General features: G+C 34.8%; 17 protein-coding genes. 8 read left to right on the top strand and 9 right to left on the bottom strand.

The window, feature by feature from the left end; translation table 11 throughout:
• Window positions 1-112: 112 nt before the first annotated feature.
• Genes H280_RS0118455 through H280_RS0118465 form a run of 3 tightly spaced genes read right to left on the bottom strand, consistent with a single transcriptional unit; the run spans window position 113 to window position 2,036 of the window.
• A complete protein-coding gene (locus H280_RS0118455; RefSeq protein ID WP_020062611.1) occupies window positions 113-898 on the bottom strand; it encodes an ABC transporter permease in 786 nt (261 codons plus the stop codon).
• On the bottom strand, window positions 895-1,800 hold the full coding sequence (locus H280_RS0118460) for an ABC transporter ATP-binding protein (protein WP_020062612.1): 906 nt from the start codon (window positions 1,798-1,800) through the stop codon (window positions 895-897). Before H280_RS0118460 ends, H280_RS0118455 begins: the two co-directional genes overlap by 4 nt.
• Window positions 1,797-2,036 (bottom strand): PLDc N-terminal domain-containing protein, encoded by a 240-nt coding sequence (locus tag H280_RS0118465; protein WP_020062613.1) that lies wholly within the window; start codon window positions 2,034-2,036, stop codon window positions 1,797-1,799. Before H280_RS0118465 ends, H280_RS0118460 begins: the two co-directional genes overlap by 4 nt.
• Window positions 2,037-2,167: 131 nt before the next feature.
• On the opposite strand from H280_RS0118465, the gene H280_RS0118470 reads away from it, so the two are divergent.
• The gene (locus H280_RS0118470) at window positions 2,168-2,713 is read left to right on the top strand and encodes a transcriptional regulator (protein ID WP_020062614.1); all 546 of its coding nucleotides are present in this window, start codon (window positions 2,168-2,170) and stop codon (window positions 2,711-2,713) included.
• A 234-nt stretch (window positions 2,714-2,947) separates the two neighbouring features.
• Here H280_RS0118470 and H280_RS0118475 read toward each other — a convergent pair whose 3' ends face one another.
• Window positions 2,948-3,856, bottom strand: coding sequence for a DMT family transporter (locus H280_RS0118475; protein ID WP_020062615.1), 909 nt, complete (start codon window positions 3,854-3,856; stop codon window positions 2,948-2,950).
• Between the two features lie 897 nt (window positions 3,857-4,753).
• On the opposite strand from H280_RS0118475, the gene H280_RS0118480 reads away from it, so the two are divergent.
• Complete coding sequence (locus H280_RS0118480) at window positions 4,754-5,245, top strand: hypothetical protein (protein ID WP_020062616.1); 492 nt, start codon at window positions 4,754-4,756, stop codon at window positions 5,243-5,245.
• 166 nt (window positions 5,246-5,411) lie between these two features.
• Here H280_RS0118480 and H280_RS0118485 read toward each other — a convergent pair whose 3' ends face one another.
• The 4 genes from H280_RS0118485 to H280_RS0118500 form a co-directional block, all read right to left on the bottom strand.
• The gene (locus tag H280_RS0118485; protein ID WP_020062617.1) at window positions 5,412-7,286 is read right to left on the bottom strand and encodes an ABC transporter ATP-binding protein; all 1,875 of its coding nucleotides are present in this window, start codon (window positions 7,284-7,286) and stop codon (window positions 5,412-5,414) included.
• Entirely contained in the window at window positions 7,283-9,502 is a 2,220-nt protein-coding gene (locus H280_RS0118490; RefSeq protein WP_020062618.1) for an ABC transporter ATP-binding protein, read from the bottom strand. Before H280_RS0118490 ends, H280_RS0118485 begins: the two co-directional genes overlap by 4 nt.
• A 352-nt stretch (window positions 9,503-9,854) precedes the next feature.
• The gene (locus tag H280_RS0118495; protein ID WP_020062619.1) at window positions 9,855-11,084 is read right to left on the bottom strand and encodes a DUF438 domain-containing protein; all 1,230 of its coding nucleotides are present in this window, start codon (window positions 11,082-11,084) and stop codon (window positions 9,855-9,857) included.
• Between the two features lie 12 nt (window positions 11,085-11,096).
• Window positions 11,097-11,324 carry a DUF1858 domain-containing protein gene (locus H280_RS0118500; protein WP_020062620.1) on the bottom strand — a complete coding sequence of 76 codons (228 nt, stop codon included), beginning with the start codon at window positions 11,322-11,324 and terminating at the stop codon, window positions 11,097-11,099.
• Between the two features lie 197 nt (window positions 11,325-11,521).
• Here H280_RS0118500 and H280_RS0118505 point away from each other — a divergent pair, with 197 nt between their 5' ends.
• From H280_RS0118505 to rd, 6 genes are all read left to right on the top strand, one after another.
• Window positions 11,522-12,643, top strand: a complete 1,122-nt coding sequence (locus H280_RS0118505) for a TIGR04053 family radical SAM/SPASM domain-containing protein (RefSeq protein ID WP_020062621.1) — start codon at window positions 11,522-11,524, stop codon at window positions 12,641-12,643.
• 45 nt (window positions 12,644-12,688) lie between these two features.
• Window positions 12,689-13,411 (top strand): YwiC-like family protein, encoded by a 723-nt coding sequence (locus H280_RS0118510; protein ID WP_020062622.1) that lies wholly within the window; start codon window positions 12,689-12,691, stop codon window positions 13,409-13,411.
• Window positions 13,412-13,676: 265 nt separating this feature from the next.
• Complete coding sequence (locus H280_RS0118515; RefSeq protein ID WP_028411302.1) at window positions 13,677-14,384, top strand: class I SAM-dependent methyltransferase; 708 nt, start codon at window positions 13,677-13,679, stop codon at window positions 14,382-14,384.
• Between the two features lie 159 nt (window positions 14,385-14,543).
• Window positions 14,544-15,779 carry an FprA family A-type flavoprotein gene (locus tag H280_RS0118520; protein ID WP_020062624.1) on the top strand — a complete coding sequence of 412 codons (1,236 nt, stop codon included), beginning with the start codon at window positions 14,544-14,546 and terminating at the stop codon, window positions 15,777-15,779.
• A 21-nt stretch (window positions 15,780-15,800) separates the two neighbouring features.
• Window positions 15,801-17,021, top strand: a complete 1,221-nt coding sequence (locus H280_RS0118525; RefSeq protein WP_020062625.1) for an NAD(P)/FAD-dependent oxidoreductase — start codon at window positions 15,801-15,803, stop codon at window positions 17,019-17,021.
• Between the two features lie 26 nt (window positions 17,022-17,047).
• Entirely contained in the window at window positions 17,048-17,212 is a 165-nt protein-coding gene (gene rd, locus H280_RS0118530; protein ID WP_020062626.1) for a rubredoxin, read from the top strand.
• 60 nt (window positions 17,213-17,272) lie between these two features.
• Here the strand turns inward: rd and H280_RS0118535 are convergent.
• Window positions 17,273-17,545 (bottom strand): IS30 family transposase (locus tag H280_RS0118535; RefSeq protein ID WP_020062627.1); only part of this gene is annotated, 273 nt, incomplete at its 5' end.

Consider the following 17,545-nt stretch of genomic DNA (forward strand, 5'->3'; position numbering starts at 1 on the left):
GACCTAGAAAGTCAATTTTATTATATCTTTAGGTTTATTTGTCGTTTACATATAACAAGGATTTAACAATAGGAGCCAAAAATCTCATACTATCATTATGGTTATTCTCTACTTATTCATGACTAAATTTTTTATTAACAATCCAATAATTCGTTACAAAAAGTGTCAATAAAATCCAAACGAGTGTTAGAAGTACATTGCCTATTGCGTTTGAATTTGCTAATCCCGTGATTAGTGTTTCCATTGCATGTTTGCTCATACTGGCTGGATTTACCTGATACATTATTGGATTCAAACCAACGATTATTCTACAACCTATAAGAAAAATAATTGAAATTAGTGCGATAATACCTTGACTGTGAAAAATAGTGCTTATCATTGTTGTGAAAGATACGATAAAAAGAACCCATACTAGATAAAATAACAATCCAGTAATCATGTGTGAAAATGGAACAGCAGTAAAAAGATAATTTACATATAGATAAGACGCAAAGTATCCACTCGTTACACTAAAAGCTGCCACCAAATAATTTGATATTATTTTTCCCCCAATATATGAAGTAACGGATACAGGCCGTGTTAAAATAAATGCCAGCATATCGTTGGCTTTATCTGTTTGAACGATACCCATCAGAGAAATTGCAAGAATCATAAGCCCGAGCTGATCAAATTGAGATCCTAAAGTACTTGCTAGTACTTCGCCTCCTTTTTGTGTCATACTCGGATCAATGGTAATTCCCTGACCACTGCCCAATGCTTCTAAAATTGATGGCAAGTAATGAGTTACTATCGGCTGAGTTGCCCCTAAAAAGATAAAAACAATTGGTAACCAAATTACTTTAAAATCACGTACCATCTGAACAAATTCTTTTTTTATCAGTACAATTAAGTTATTCATTTTTGCACCACCAATTTTAAGAAGATTTCTTCTAAAGTATCGTTATTCATTTCAAATTTAACGATGTCTACTTTATGTTCGAGTGCATTTTGCAGCAATAAATTTTTGTTTATTTCGATACTTTCAACCGTTACTTTGACTTTAAGCCCAATCACTTCTACGTCCTTCACATAAGGTAATTTTTTTACAACGTCAATCCATTTTTGATCTTTAGCTGTGATTTCCACAATTAACTTATTTTCGCTATTGCGGTGTAAAAGCTCGGTGATCGTTGTATCTTCTATTTTTGTTCCATCTTTTATAATGACAAATCGTTCACAGATTTCTTCCGCATCGCTTAATATATGGGTGGATAATAGAATGCTTGTATCTTTTTTTATTTCTTCAATCAGATTTAATACTTCTCTTCGGCCGATTGGATCTAATGCGGATACTGGTTCATCCATAACAATAAGCGAAGGTTTATGTAGCAATGCTTGAGCAATACCGAGTCGTTGTTTCATTCCACCAGAAAATGTACCAACCTTTGAATTTTCTACGTCCTTTAGTCCAACTTTCTCTAAAGTTTCTGGAATAGACTTTGACAATTCTTCTTTTTTCAATCCCGAAAGTTGCCCCATAAACGTAAGGGTTTCTCTTGCTGTCATCCAATGAAAAAAATTAGGGTACTGCGGTAGGTAACCAATTTCCCTTTTCATTTTTGATATTTTTATCCCATTCAATAAGACTTCACCAGCATTTGGATTAATAATATCCGAAATCATTTTTATTAATGTGGATTTACCTGCTCCATTTGGTCCGATTAATCCGACACATTCCCCCGATTGCAGTTCCATCGAGAAATTATTGACAACAATTTTTCCTTTAAATGATTTTGTTACATTTCTAATCTCTAATTTCAAGATTTCTCACTGTCCTTTCTCCCTATGACAAAGTACAAAATAGGTCCCAATATATGAGCAAAAAGAATAATTAGCGTCCATATAAGTACATTTTTTCGTGTTTTCCTATGTCGGTATAAATCAATTAATGCAATTAAAATTAAAAGTGCATCCACTGCAATAACTGGCAATATAATGGGGAGAAAAGCCATAATATCAATGTCTTTAAGGTCATTTAAGCCATAATGTAGTTGCATTTTCACCATTCCTTCCTAAACTCATTCTCATTATCAATAATAATAATAATAGAACAAGAGTGGATGCATTGCAATCATTATTCTCATTATTTATAATGAGAATAAAAATAAACAATAAATAAGGTGATATAGTGGGTAATAAAGTTGAAATTTTAATGCATCCGGTAAGAATGAAAATTTGCCAAGTATTAATGAGAAATAAGGAAAGTGGGTTAACACCATTAGAAATGGTAAAAATCATTAAAAATGTACCACAAGCAACTCTATATAGACATCTACAAACTATGGTTGATTCTGGTATTGTCCGTGTGATTAAAGAAAAAAAGGTGAAATCTGTTTCCGAAAAATATTACGCAATAAATGAAGAAGATGCAAAAATTGAAGGAAGTGAATGGAAGAGATTATCGAATAAAGAAAAGTTAAACTACATTTCCTATTACCAGTTATCACTTATGACACAATATCAAAGTTATCTTAAGAAATTAGGTGAACAAAACAGCCAAGAAGATAATGCTACCTTTTCTGTAGTGGAATTAAAGATAGATGAGGAACACTTTATAAAATTTCAAAACGAACTCAACGAATTAATGACTAAATACTACCATACCCAAAGTAAGGACAACGAAATAGAGGCTCCAGTTCGGACCATCGCTATTACAATTATTCCAGAAACTTAAACTAATCCGATATAAAAATACAGGCCAATGATTTCTTAGCGTAGGAATCATCGGCTTTCTTTATGTCGAAAATTACTTAGTATACTAAGACATTTTTTGGAGAGATAAGACCCTGATTTCCTTACGCTAAGTAGGAAATCAGGGTCTTTTTATGTCCTTGAAGGGGTACCGCCACATTGCCATCAAGTTAAAATAAATTTGTATCCATCGAAAATAAGAAAAAGCCCTAAGTAGTTAGGACTCGTTTTGTATACCTTTAACAGGAATATTTAATTTGATTTTACGACTAGTTATATAAACTCCCATAAGTATAAAAACTAACCCAATGATTAATCTCCAACTTATATTTTCATTTAAAAGAATATATCCCCAGAAAATAGCTGATACTGGCACTAAATATGTAGATATAGAAGCAAAGTTTGGGCTCCCTTTTTGAATTAAGTAAAAATAAAGTAAATAGGCTATACCTGATCCAAATGTACCTATTCCAATTAATGCGCCTATATGATGCAATGATATTATAGTTAAAATTTGAATTGGTTCTTCTAAAAATAGAACTACGACACCACTACATATGCTACCGACTAATAATGTACCTAAAGAAATTTGGAACATGGATATTTCTTTAAGATAACGCTTTGTTATATGAGTTGCTAAACCATAGCAAAAAGTTGCTATCAACATTGCGACGAAATTTAATGAATCAACCGAAAAAATATTTGATAGATGTATATCTGAGAGTATTAAAATACCTATGAATCCAATACATAGACCTATAATTTGGTTACGATTGGAACGTATACCAAATAATAAAATTCCTAAAACCATTGTCCATAATGGTTGGGTTGCATTTAAAACAGAAGCTAAATTACTAGTCATTTTTTGTTCGCTAAAACAAATAAGTGTCCATGGAATTAAAGTATTTAGTATTCCTACAGCAAATAAAGGTATAAAAGGAATTTTCCCTCTAAAAGATTTGCGGAAAAATGGTATAAGTGCAATAAGTGTTATAGTTCCAAAAGTTGCCCGTAAAAATGCAACTACCAAAGGATTGAAATCTGCAACTAAAATCTTGAAAAAATAGAAAGATCCTCCCCAAATAAGACTTAACATAATGAGTGCAAAGTATAATTTACGTGACATTTTTTCTCCTCTTTACTTTTTGATATTTATAGCTTTTTATCACTAGTGTCGTATTAAAATAATTAAATTCAAAAATTCATTTATAATGATTTTGCCATTTAGTATGTTAAGTAACTCAATTAAAGTGAGTTAATCAAATTCTTGAAATAAATCAAATACAATTACACCACAAATTATCTTACAGTTGAATTTTATAATAAGAAATTTCATAATGAAATTTGAATGTTCTTATAAATAATAATAAGTTTGGTTTATTATGGATTAAGATTAATGATTCAAAAAATTGTAACTACTCAGCCGTACATTTCATTTAGAAGTTTAGTAAGGGGGATGATTCCAGTGAGAATACGCTCCTTATTACTTATTTTCATTTTTCAGCATATAGATTACTACCATGAAGAGAAAAATAGACCTACACTTCGCTGCTTTTCTTTGCTTTAAAATGTTGCACGTGGCAGGAAAAGACCCTGACCGCTCCTATATATAGCCAGTCTCTCTCGACCATTTAAAAAAATGCTTTTTTGTCGTTTTTTTATAGAGTGGCTTTTGTGTATTATGCTCATTTTTATTGTTTTGAGGTAACCCGTTCTTTTTAGCTTGATAGCGATGGGGGTTTATCACTAAGTGAATCTTATCGACGAACGCAAATAGAAACGTTAAAAATCAAATTATTGAACCGAATCTTGAAAATAGCATTCTTTTTTAAGGAGCTATGAGCGAGAAAGAACCAGCGAAGAAGTGGAAAAAGCTATACTAACATTTAATACAGGTACGGCAATATTGAATGGAGTAGCGTTTGTAAGCGGTATAAAAATAACCGTAGAAGGTCAATGTATATTAGTAGGAAATGATAGAACGGTAAGATTTGAGACTAATATAAGTACAAGGAGAATAAGAATGATTAAAACAGACATAGGAGAATATATCGTCGGCGGATACTTAAAAGTAATCCAAAACTGTGACTTTATTGACTATAATGTCAGAATACCTGGTGGTGGGCTTAAGGGATTAAGTGAATTGGATGTAGTAGGTTTGAATTTAAAGACTAAAACGGCCTACCTTTGTGAAGTAACAACTCATATTCGTGGGTTGCTGTATGGGTCTAATCAACAAACGGTAGAGAAGATTAAGAAAAAACATGAAGTGCAGAAGGAATATGCATCGTTACTATTAGATGATTTTCCTAATCGAGTATACATGTTTTGGTCCCCATATGTACCAGAAGGATATATAACGAATGAACTTCGTAAGGTAGAAACATTACAGCTGATAATAAATAAAGAATATACGAACTGTGTTGATGAAATGAAATCATTCGCGGCGCGCAATACAAATGATTTAGGAAATCCATTTTTGCGCATGTTGCAAATTTTAGAGCACTTGAGGTAGTTTAGTAAAAATCCTATATTAAAATATATCTATTAATTGTTATAACGAGAGGGAAAATTAGGTTAGAGAAACAAATGAAAAAGAGGGGTATTACAGTTATCCTTATTATCAAATACCATACCAAAAACAAAACACCCCTCTAAAAAAGAGGAGTGTCCCATCAATATCAAGAAGCATCCGCACTCTCAAACTGACTATTATAAAGTGAAGCATAAAACCCATCAGCTTTCAACAATTCTTCATGATTACCCTGTTCAACAATATCCCCGTCTTTCATGACAAGGATTAGATCGGCATCACGAATTGTTGATAATCTATGAGCGATGATGAAGCTTGTTCGGCCTTTCATCAGGTTTTCCATTGCTTTTTGGATGAGTACTTCTGTACGCGTGTCGATGGAGCTTGTTGCTTCGTCGAGTATTAAGATTTTCGGATCCGCTAGGAGGGCGCGGGCAATTGTGAGTAATTGCTTTTGTCCTTGGGATACGTTGCTTGCTTCTTCGTTTAGTTCCATTTGATATTTGTTTGGTAATGTTTTGACGAAGCTGTGTACGTGTGCGGCTTTCGCTGCTTCGATGACTTCTTCGTCGGTTGCGTCTAGTCTGCCGTAACGGATGTTTTCCATGATGGATCCGTTAAATAGCCAGGTGTCCTGTAGTACCATTCCGAACATGTTTCGCAATTCTTCGCGGGTGAAGTCTTTGATGTCGTGACCGTCTATGCAGATGGCACCGCTGTTTACGTCGTAGAAACGCATTAATAGTTTTACGATCGTTGTTTTACCTGCACCGGTTGGACCGACGATTGCGACTTTTTGACCAGGTTTGATAGCAGCTGAGAAGTTGTTGATGATCGTTTTATCTGGATTGTAGCCAAATTCAACATCTTTGAAGGTAACTTCTCCGTTTACTTTTTGTAGCTGCACTGGATTTTCTGATTCTGGCGTTTCCTCTTCTTCTTCTAAAAATTCGAAGACTCTTTCGGCAGCAGCAGCTGTCGATTGGAGTACGTTCGCGATTTGCGCTACTTGTGCGATTGGTTGTGTAAAGCTTCTTACATATTGCACAAATGCTAAAATATCACCAACTGCAATTGTTCTCTTTGCCGCAAGCCATCCACCTAAAATCGATACGGCTACGTAACCGATGTTACCGATAAACATCATAATCGGCATCATCATTCCTGATAAAAATTGCGACTTCCATGCCGAGTGGTAAAGGGTATCGTTTACCTCTTCGAATTTTTTTACTTCTTCTTCTTCTGTGTTAAAGGCTTTGACGATATTGTGACCACTGTAAATTTCTTCAACTTGCCCGTTTACGTGTCCTAAATATTCCTGCTGGGATTTGAAGTATTTTTGTGATCGTTTTACGACTGCCATGATGAGCATCATTGATACTGGCAAGATTAAGAGCGCGACTAATGTCATTTGCCAGCTAATTGATAACATCATGATGAGTACACCGATGATTGTAATCACGGATGTAATAATTTGCGACATACTTTGATTTAACGTTTGGCTCACTGTATCTACGTCATTTGTAATGCGAGATAATACTTCTCCGTGCGTCGTTTTATCAAAGTATTTCAGCGGCATCCGGTTAATTTTTTCATCAATTTCTTTTCTGAAGTTATAAGATACTTTTTGAGCTACACCGGAAATAATGTATCCTTGAATAATGCCAAATGCAGCGCTCAGTATATATAATCCAAGGAGTAACAAGACAATGTTTCCGATATAAGTAAAGTCAATTGCCGCACCTGGTGCTCCTGTTACTTTGCTTACGAGTCCTTCGAAAAGTTTTGTTGTGGCTTTTCCTAAAATTTTTGGACCGACGATTGTAAAGGCTGCGCTACCAATTGCGAAAAGGATGACGACTAAGATTGATAATTTATAGGGCTTCAAGTATTGAAGTAACTTATTCATCGTTTCTTTGAAGTTCTTTGCTTTCTCAATCTTTCGCATGCCGCCGCCCATATGACCACCGCCGCCAGGACCAGGGCTACCTTGTTTTTTATGTTCTATTTTTTTATCGCTCATGATGACAACTCCTCTCTTGAAAGTTGTGATAAAGCAATTTGCTTATAAACTTCACAGTTCTCCATAAGCTCTTCATGAGTACCAGTTCCGACGATTTCTCCTTCGTCCAGTACAATGATCTTATCAGCATTCATAATCGTACTAATTCTTTGAGCAACAAGTAAAATCGTACTTCCTGCAAGTTCGTTGTTTAAAGCTCTGCGAAGCAGGGCGTCTGTCTTAAAGTCAAGAGCTGAGAAGCTATCATCAAAAATGAAGATTTCCGATTGTTTCGTAAGAGCACGCGCGATCGAAAGTCGTTGTTTTTGACCACCGGAAACGTTCGTACCACCTTGTGATATTTCTGTACGGAAGGTTTCTGGTTTCGCGTTAATAAACTCCATCGCTTGCGCAATTTCTGACGCTTTTACTAATTCTTCTTCACTTGCTTCTTTCTTGCCGTATTTCAGATTACTTTCAATTGTACCTGAGAAGAGAACTCCTTTTTGCGGTACATAACCGATTTTCTCTCGTAATTCTTTCTGAGATACTTCTCTAACATCAGTGCCATCAATTAAGATTTGGCCACTTGTTACATCGTAAAAGCGCGGAATCAAGTTGATTAATGTTGATTTCCCGCTGCCTGTACTTCCAATGAAAGCCGTTGTTTCACCAGGTTTTGCGGTAAAGGTGATATGAGAAAGCACATCTTCTTCTGCACCTGGATATTTAAAGCTAACATCTTTAAATTCAACGTAACCGTTCTTGTCTGATGCGAATGTTTTTGTTTCTTCTGCATCGCGAATGGAAACGTCAGTATCTAGCACTTCTGCAATGCGCTGCGCGGATACAGAAGCACGTGGAACCATAATCGAAACCATGGAAATCATTAAGAAGGCCATGATGATTTGCATGGTATATTGCATAAACGCCATCATATCACCGACTTGCATATTTCCCATGTTTACTTGGTGCGATCCAACCCAAATAATCAGTAACGTAACAGCATTCATGATCAACATCATCATCGGCATCATAAATGACATTAAACGGCTGACAAATAAATTTGTTTTTGTTAAATCTTGATTTCCTTTTTCAAATTTCTTTTCTTCATGCTTTTGATTGTTAAACGCGCGAATGACAAGCATACCTGTTAACGATTCGCGTGTAATTAAGTTAATGTTATCAACTAACTTTTGGATCATTTTAAATTTAGGGATGGCAACGCTAAATAAGCCGATGACTAAGCTTAAAATTGCGACTACTGCAACGCCGATAATCCAGCCCATGGAAAGGTCTGTATTCAGCACTTTAATCATGCCGCCTATGCCTAAAATCGGTGCATAGAAGACGATTCGAAGCATCATGACCATCAATGTTTGCACTTGTTGAATATCATTTGTGCTTCTTGTGATTAAAGAAGCAGTGGAAAACTTATCAAACTCCGCATTTGAGAAGCTTGTAACCTTCCGAAATACTTTCTTTCGAAGATCTCTGCCGAGTCCAGCAGATACTTTTGCCGCTAGTAAACTTACGATAACGGTAGCTGCCATACTTACTAATGATAAAAGCAGCATTTTCCCGCCAGAAGTAAGAATATAACTGGATTGAAGTTTACCTGTATCGATACCAATTGTTTTATATTCATTCTCAATGAATGAAACGGCCGCCTGCGTTATCATGCTGCCTGGCATCTTTTTAAACTTTTCGTCTGCCTTTTCTTTCATCGCATTGATTTGCTCTTGCGGCAGTTTCGCAATGACTGCGAAAGGATCGGTATTTGGCGGAAGCTTCATCTCTGTTTTACTATCATTGCCGCCTTTTTCAATTCCTTGTGTAATTAACATCGGTTTCCCAAAGATATCGTTCAGTTCACTGATTGTATGTTTATCCGTTGTATGTAGCTTATAAAGAGGTTCTTTATCAAGCTTTGGATAATCTTTTACGTCATTTTTCAGTTCACTTTTAGAAAGATTGTTCTTATCTAACAGTACATAGTTGTCAGTTACTGTTTTCTTCTCTTTGTCATTCATAAAGAGCGTAAGTTTATCCATCTCACTTTTACGAATAACCTCAGGTACTGCGTTTTCGACACCTTTTTGTTGAATCCCTACATTGACAATGTTAGACATGTAGTCTGGCAGTGATAGGTCACATACTGCCTGCACAGTTAAAAGACATATAACTGCAATGATGGAAGCAACAAATGGTTTTAAATGTTTGATGATCTTGAACATTTAATTCATCTCTCCATTTTCCGTTTCTAATTTTTTTAGCTTTCTCTTTTTTCTTCAGTTTACCCGCTCTTTATCTATCTTCGACTACTGATTAATTTTATGACTATATTAAGATGTAATGCAACATTTAGCTCTTAGAGTATAAAGATAAATTAAAAACCTGGGGCGAAAGGATTTGGCTATGTGTAGAAGCGGTCAGTTGATTAACTAAAAATAGAAGTTCTAAGTACATGAGGCCTCATGCGGATTCTAAACTAAGTAAAACCCCCACCTTAACATTCAGTAAAAGTAAAAATGTTAAGTGGGGGAGTCCATAAAAGTTCGATTGGTGAGGGCTAATAAGAGTTTCACTTTATGAGAGAATGCGTTTTTCTCCTTGGATTTCTTGAATTGGATTGATATTTTGTGTGAATTCAAGGGTGCCCATGTATTCCCCATCTTCACTCCGTATAGCGAAATAGCGAATGTATACATATTTATCTTTGAACTTAATCCAGAAATCTTCACAATCTTTGCTTCCAGATTTAAAGTCTTCCAAGAGTTTTTCAACGACATGAACGCTTTTCGGAGGATGGCAGTTTTGAACCGTTCTGCCGATTATCGCTTTTGTGCGAGCAAAGATTCGCTCTTTTCCATGAGAGAAGTAGCGTACAACATCATCTTGATCAATGTACGTAATATCTACAGGTAAGTGGTTCAACATCAACTCTAGTTGTTGTAAAGATAGTATACCTGTTTCTAAACGAATGAATCCTTCAGACATAGCCTGGTCTTGCACCGCTTTTCTTTCAGGTTTCCATACACTCGCAGGACCTGTTAAGCAATAGCCAATTTCATCACTTTCATGAGCGATTTTAACCCATTCATCTTCCGTAAGAGTTTGAAGAGCCATTGGAAACAAAATGTTTTCCTCTTTAAAAATCATTTCAGTTACCTCACGGATGACAAAGTAAATGCCGTCTAAGACCGTCTTTTTATCTCCGTTATAATTTGTTAATGATTGTTTCACATCTTTAATGGCGTTACGAATGACATCATCGATTCCCCACATTACTTGTGTCGGGCCGTAAATTCCGTATTTCTCTAAATAGGGAAAAAGTAGATTTTCTTTACGGCTGTAATGTTTATCTATATCCAACAACAGATTTAAATCTTCGATTAGTTTATAAACGTTTTCTTCACTATCTTCTTTCTCGAAACGTTCGTAGTGAAGTTGAAGTTTGAAGTTAACAAGCTTATCAATTTTTTTGTTTTCAAGCTTAAATGTATGAATTGGATGCCCAGCTTGATCTTCGGGTTTATCGGATCGATGGATTTCTTCAATGGAACCTTTAAAAATAGCTGTATGCACCGAGCATAAACGTTGTACTTCTTCCACTGGAATTCCTTCTTCTTCCATGAGTGCCTGTTCAAGTTTTGAAATTTCCGCGACAGTAATATTCCCGACTGCTTCTTCAAATTGAGCCTTCACTTCTTCCACACTTTTTCCATTATGAAGATTTTTAATAATTTCCTTTAAGATAGCCTGTCTTTCAAATTTATTTATACTTTCTTGTTCACGGTTGTTAATTATTTCGCTCATAAGAATTCTCCTCTATTCTTTAATGTTAAATCCATTATTTTCAAAAGTTTTTTTAACGACATCGAACGAAATTCCCTTCATACGGCAGCCATTTGGAATAGTCATCACACGGCCGGCCGTGTTGAGCATACCTGGTTTGGTTATTTGTTCAAAGCCTAATTCTTTTAAGATAGGGATGATTTCAGGGTATTTGTTAGCCAAATCACAAACGGTTTGACTAAAATCAATTATCTTTGTCATCACTCTCACCTCGGAAATAAATGATATTAATTCTCAAGAACAATGTAACATAGAGATAATGAATAAGAAGTGAGGAAAATCACACGTAAAAGCTTGATTGGAAAGCGCTGATTAAAGTTTCACTCGTGATATATCTCACAACATGAGTTCTTATATCACTTTACAATGAGGATATAAATCGATAGGAGGGTTTAATCTTGATTAATCGTGATTTTAACAAAAATCCATTTATTGTGATATGGGAGTTAACGAGAGCATGCCAATTAAAATGTCTTCATTGTCGTGCGGAAGCTCAGTATCATCGTCATCCTCTGGAGCTAACATTTGAAGAAGGTAAAAAACTAATTGATGATATATATGAAATGGATAATCCAATGCTTGTTTTTACCGGCGGTGATCCGTTAATGCGTCCAGATGTATATGATATTGCGGATTATGCGATAAAAAAAGGTGTTCGAGTCTCTATGACACCAAGTGCTACTCCAAACGTTACGAAAGAAACCATCCAAAAAGCAAAAGAAGTAGGGCTTGCAAGATGGGCATTTAGTTTAGATGGACCAACAGCTGAAATACACGATCATTTTAGGGGGACAGAGGGGTCATTTGAATTAACAATGAATGCGATTCGGTATTTGCATGAATTGAAAATTCCTATTCAAATTAATACGGTTATTTCTAATTATAATGTGAATGTACTTGAAGATATGGCGAAATTAGTAGAGGAATTAGAGTGTGTGCTTTGGAGTGTATTTTTCTTAGTTCCAACTGGGCGCGGTAAGGAAACAGATATGATTTCACCAGCTGAGCATGAAAGAGTATTCCAGTGGCTATATCAATTAAGTAAAAAGGTTTCTTTTGATATTAAAACAACGGCTGCTCAGCACTACAGACGTGTTGTGATTCAACAAAAAATGCGAGAGAGTAAAAAAGCAGATCAGGCTATTCAATATCAGGATGTATTGATGAATGGAATGACAGGGCAGATTGATGGACTTGGGCGTGCTCCAAAAGGGGTAAATGATGGAAATGGTTTTGTATTTATCTCTCATATTGGAGATGTGTATCCAAGTGGGTTATTACCTATTAAAGCCGGGAATGTTCGAATAACACCACTAGCTGATATTTATCGAAACTCTCCCATCTTCCAAGACTTGCGTAACCCGGACAAGTATAAAGGGAAATGCGGTGTTTGTGAGTTCCGATATGTTTGCGGAGGATCTCGTTCTAGAGCTTTTGCTATGACTGGAGATTACATGGGAAGTGAACCTTTCTGTGTATACATTCCAAAAGCATTACGAAAACAGAAACAAAACGTATAAAAATGACATTGTTGATAAAAAACTTTGGATAAGGGTGTTGGAAGAATGAAGTTAATTATTCCAAAGCAGCACGGGGCATGGGGAATGCTGCTTATTCCATTTGTATTGGGTGTTTTAATTGGTAAAGGGGCATGGTATCACATACCGCTCTTTGTGGCATGGTTGTTTGTGTACTTAGCTACGTATCCTTTATTAATGTACGTAAAACAACCACGAAAGAAGTATTATTTACATTCATTCTTTCTTTATTTTGGTGTGGCTTGTGTGTGTGCAATCATTGCTCTTATATATGAATGGCGTATTGTGTTCTTTTCCATTATTATGCTCCCATGTTTTTTCGTAAATATTTACTTTTCTCGCCAAAAAAACGAACGAGCTTTACTAAATGACATGTGTGCGATTCTTTTGTTTTGTATAGGGGGAATCATTAGTTATTATTTCACAATGAAAACAGTTGATGAGAAGATATGGATTGTTGCAACTATATCATTTTTATATTTTATGGGAAGTACGTTTTATGTGAAGACGATGATTCGTGAGAAAAAGAATCCAACGTATCGCTTTGTTTCATGGGGGTATCATTCTTTACTTGTGATTGCGACTTTCATTGCAATACCGTGGTTTACCATTGTCTTTATACCAAGTTTGATACGATCTATATTCCTTTATGGTAGAAATATTTCGATTCTACAAGTGGGTATTTTAGAGAGTGTAAATTCTATTTACTTTTTTGTTTCAGTAGTATTGTTAGCCAGAGCATTACTGTAATAATTATTACAGTAAGTTTGTGAGTGTTTAGTAATATTTGTAACTACTTAGTTACTTTATCAAAAACCGACAGAAAAGCATTTTTTTAAATGGGCGAGAGGGACTGGCCATGCATAGAAACGGTCAGGGTCTTTTCCTACCACATGCCATGTTTAAAACAAAAGGAGAAAGTAAGTAGGAGTCATGTTGTATTTTGCACGGCAATGACTTATATGTCGAAAAATTAAAATGGATATATATATATCCTGAAAGGACTGTACAAATAATGACTTTCTATCAAACGTTAACGCCATATTATGATGAAATTTTTCCTGCAAATGAGCAACAAATAAATTTTATAGTCTCTTATTTACAAAAAGGTAGCTCTATACTGGATGTGGGCGCAGGAACAGGCAATGTAGCCCAAGCGTTAGTTGAAAAGGGGTTTGCTGTTACTGCGATGGAACCAGAGAAGACGGTGGCTGCAAAAATTCGGGAGAAAGCTGCAGTTTATGAAGGGGTATTTAGTGTAAATACATTTGGAATGCAACAAATTGAAAATGTGCCTGGAGTATTTGATGGTATTTATTGTATTGGAAATACACTTGTTCATTTGGATAATTCGAAAGAAATCTTTAATTTTATTTGTGGATCTTATGAAAAATTAAAAGCAAACGGAAAACTAATGATTCAAATTGTAAATTATGAAAAAGTATTAGCTGAAAATAATTTCGAATTTCCGGTACTGGAGAAGAAACGTTTCTCGTTTAAGCGTAATTATACGCTAGAAGGAGAAAAAGTATTATTTACTGCAACATTGAATGTGGATGATAAAGAACTATCAAATAGTATCCCGTTATATCCTATTACAAAAAAACAACTACTGCCGATGTTAAAAGAATGTGGTTTTCGTACTGTAGAAACTTTCGGTAATTTTAAAAAAGAGGCGTATTCACCGAATGGGCCAGCTTTCGTTCTTGTAGCTAAAAAATAAATATGTCATAAAAAATACTTTAGTAAAGAAAAATTTTCATTTACTAAAGTATTTTTTATTTGTTTTTACAAAATGTGATTCAAGTCCTCTTTTTATCTTAGGGAAATTTTTATAATAAATTTGTTGTTAAGAGATAGCAATCAGGAGGAATTAAAAAATATGAATAGAGAAATTAAGCTAACTGAAGATATATATTGGGTAGGGAAAATTGATGATAGGGAAGTTCCGTTTCATCGTTTAATCTTAGCAAAAGGAACGACTTATAATGCGTATCTTCTAAAAACTGAAAAACCGACAGTGATTGATACAGTTGACATAGAGTTTGGAAGAGAATTTGTAGAATATTTAAGTGAATTCATTGATCCACAAGACATTCAATATATTGTAGTAAACCATACAGAACCTGATCATTCAGGTGGTTTGGCAGCATTAGCATCAAGAGCTACAAATGCTACAATCGTATGCACAGAAATTGCAGTACCTGAGTTACAAGAAATGTATAAATTGCATCATAGAAATTTCTTAGTTGTAAAAGATGGTGACACATTAGATATCGGTGGAAAAACATTGAAATTTAAAGAAACGCCATATCTTCATACAGAAGAAACGATGATTACGTATTGCATAGAGGATAAAATTTTATTCCCATGTGATATCTTTAGTACGCACGTAGCGAATAATGAAATTTTTAGCGATGAAGCGAATGTAGATATTACAGAAGATTTTATTGGCTACTATAATGCAATTATTCATCCGCATAGAAGATACGTTAGAACGTTAATAGAAGCATTAGAAGATTTAGATGTACAAATGATCGCTCCATCTCATGGATACATTTTACGTCAAGATGTCCAAAAATATATCGATTTATATGCAGAAATGAGTAAGGATACAACGCAAGGTAAAAAAGTAACAATCGTCTATACGACAATTAAAAATAACACAAAGAAAATAGCAAATATTATAAAAGAAACATTTGAAGCAGAAAACATTGAAGTAACAGTATTTAATGCTGACAAATCAGATAAAGCGAAAATTCTAGAAAGTATTCAATACGCAGATGCAGTCTTCATCGGATCTTCAACGAAATACGCAGATATGATTGGAAACTTAGAAGAAATTTTAATAGAAATGAAGGGGATGAACTTAGAAGGGAAAATTGCAGCTGCATTCGGATCATACGGCTGGAGTGGTGAAGCAATTGAGGTCGTACAAGATTACCTAAATGAAACAAACATGAATGTACAAAGTACATCAAATGTTATTAAGTCTACAGGTATGACTCATGTTGAATTCCCTATTCGTGTAAGATTCTCTCCAAAGGATGAAGAGAAAACAAAACGAATTAAACATGCAACAACATTTGTTACGGATTTATTACTAAGCTCTATTTAATAGAAAAACGTAGGTGAAAATATGGAAAAGAATTTTGTAATTATCGGAAGTGGAGTAGCCGCTGTAAATGCCGCAAAGACAATTAGAGATCATGACAAGGATTCAAAGATATTCATTTTGGGTGAAGAACCATCTTTACCCTATAACAGAATTAAACTATCAAAAGAGCTATATTCAGATTTACACAGTGAAAAAGTTTTAATCAAAAAAGAAAAATGGTACCAAAATAATAATATATCAGTTTTCACAAATACAAAGGTAGTAAAAATTGATACAGAGCAGCAAAATATTGTTACATCAAATCATGAAAAAATTTCTTATTACAAATTATTAATTTGCACGGGTGCAAATAATAGAAGGCTACCAGTAGATGGCATAAATAAAAAAAATATCTTTACGATTAGAGACATGCAGGAAGCAGATAACTTTAAAGCATGTTTAGAAGATAAAAAGCATGTTGTAAACATTGGCGGAGGCGTACAAGGATTAGAAACAGCTTGGTCTATGATGAAAGCTGGTAAACAAGTATCCATTGTAGAAGTTGCTCCTGCACTAATGGGAAGACAATTAGATGAAAAAATGTCTCTTTTATTAAAAGAAAAAATTGAAAGTGCCGGAGTAAAAGTATATGTAAATACGACGATTGATTCTATTCTTGGAGAAGAAGTAGTAACTGGAATGAAAGTGAATGGTGAACAACGAATAGATTGTGATAGTGTTGTGTATTCAATTGGGGTCACTCCTAACATTTCTTTAGTAAATAATACTCCTATTCATGTAAATAGAGGTATTGTTGTCAATGAGAAGATGGAAACGAATGTGGAATCTGTATATGCTGCTGGGGATGTAGCAGAAGTAAACGGTGAAATTGGCGGACTATGGGGACAAGCAATGGATCAAGGGAAAATTGCAGGAAGTAATATGGTTTCTAATCCTGCAATTTATAAGGAAGCAATTCCAACTACTATTTTTAATGCATTCGATGTATCTTTATTCTCAATTGGATTCGTTGATGAAAAACAATGTGATATAACTATCGTTGAAGAAGATGGTAAAGAGAAGTATACGAGGTTATTTATCAAGGATAATAAAATAGTAGGCGTCATCTCATTAGAAGGAGTTGCGGCGTCCATCCCTTACAAGTCAGCTATTGAAAAGCAAGTATCATTAGAAGAGATTGATATGGAAAATACGAATATAAGTGAAATAATGAGCAAGGTAAAAGAGAAACTAAAATCTTAATATAATAATAGAAAGAGGGCATTATAATGAAGAAATATATTTGTTTACCATGCGGCTATATTTATGATCCGGAAGTTGGAGATCCGGATGAAGATATAGAACCAGGAACATGTTTTGAAGATTTACCAGAAGATTGGGTGTGTCCAGTATGCGGTGAAGATACTGAACACTTTGCACCGGTAGAAGAATAGCAAAAGAAAAAGTAACGAGAAGATTATATCATTTCTCGTTACTTTTTATATGACGGTTTGTCAATCTAAGTGCGACAGTTCCTCCTGAAACGCTTCGTGGGCAGTTTTCCAACCTAAACATTTTCTTGGTCTTTGATTTATAAGAAGTAGTGCTCGATTTAATTGTTCTTGTGAAACAAGGCTCAAATCTGTTTTTTTCGGGTAAAACTCACGTAATAGACCATTTGCATTTTCGTTACTCCCACGTTGCCAGGAAGAATAAGGATCGGCAAAGAACACTGCGATTTCCAAATCTTTTTCTACACGTTGATAACACGAAAATTCTTTTCCTCT

The sequence above is a fragment of the Bacillus sp. 123MFChir2 genome, assembly GCF_000383235.1.
Lineage (GTDB): Bacteria > Bacillota > Bacilli > Bacillales > Bacillaceae_G > Bacillus_A.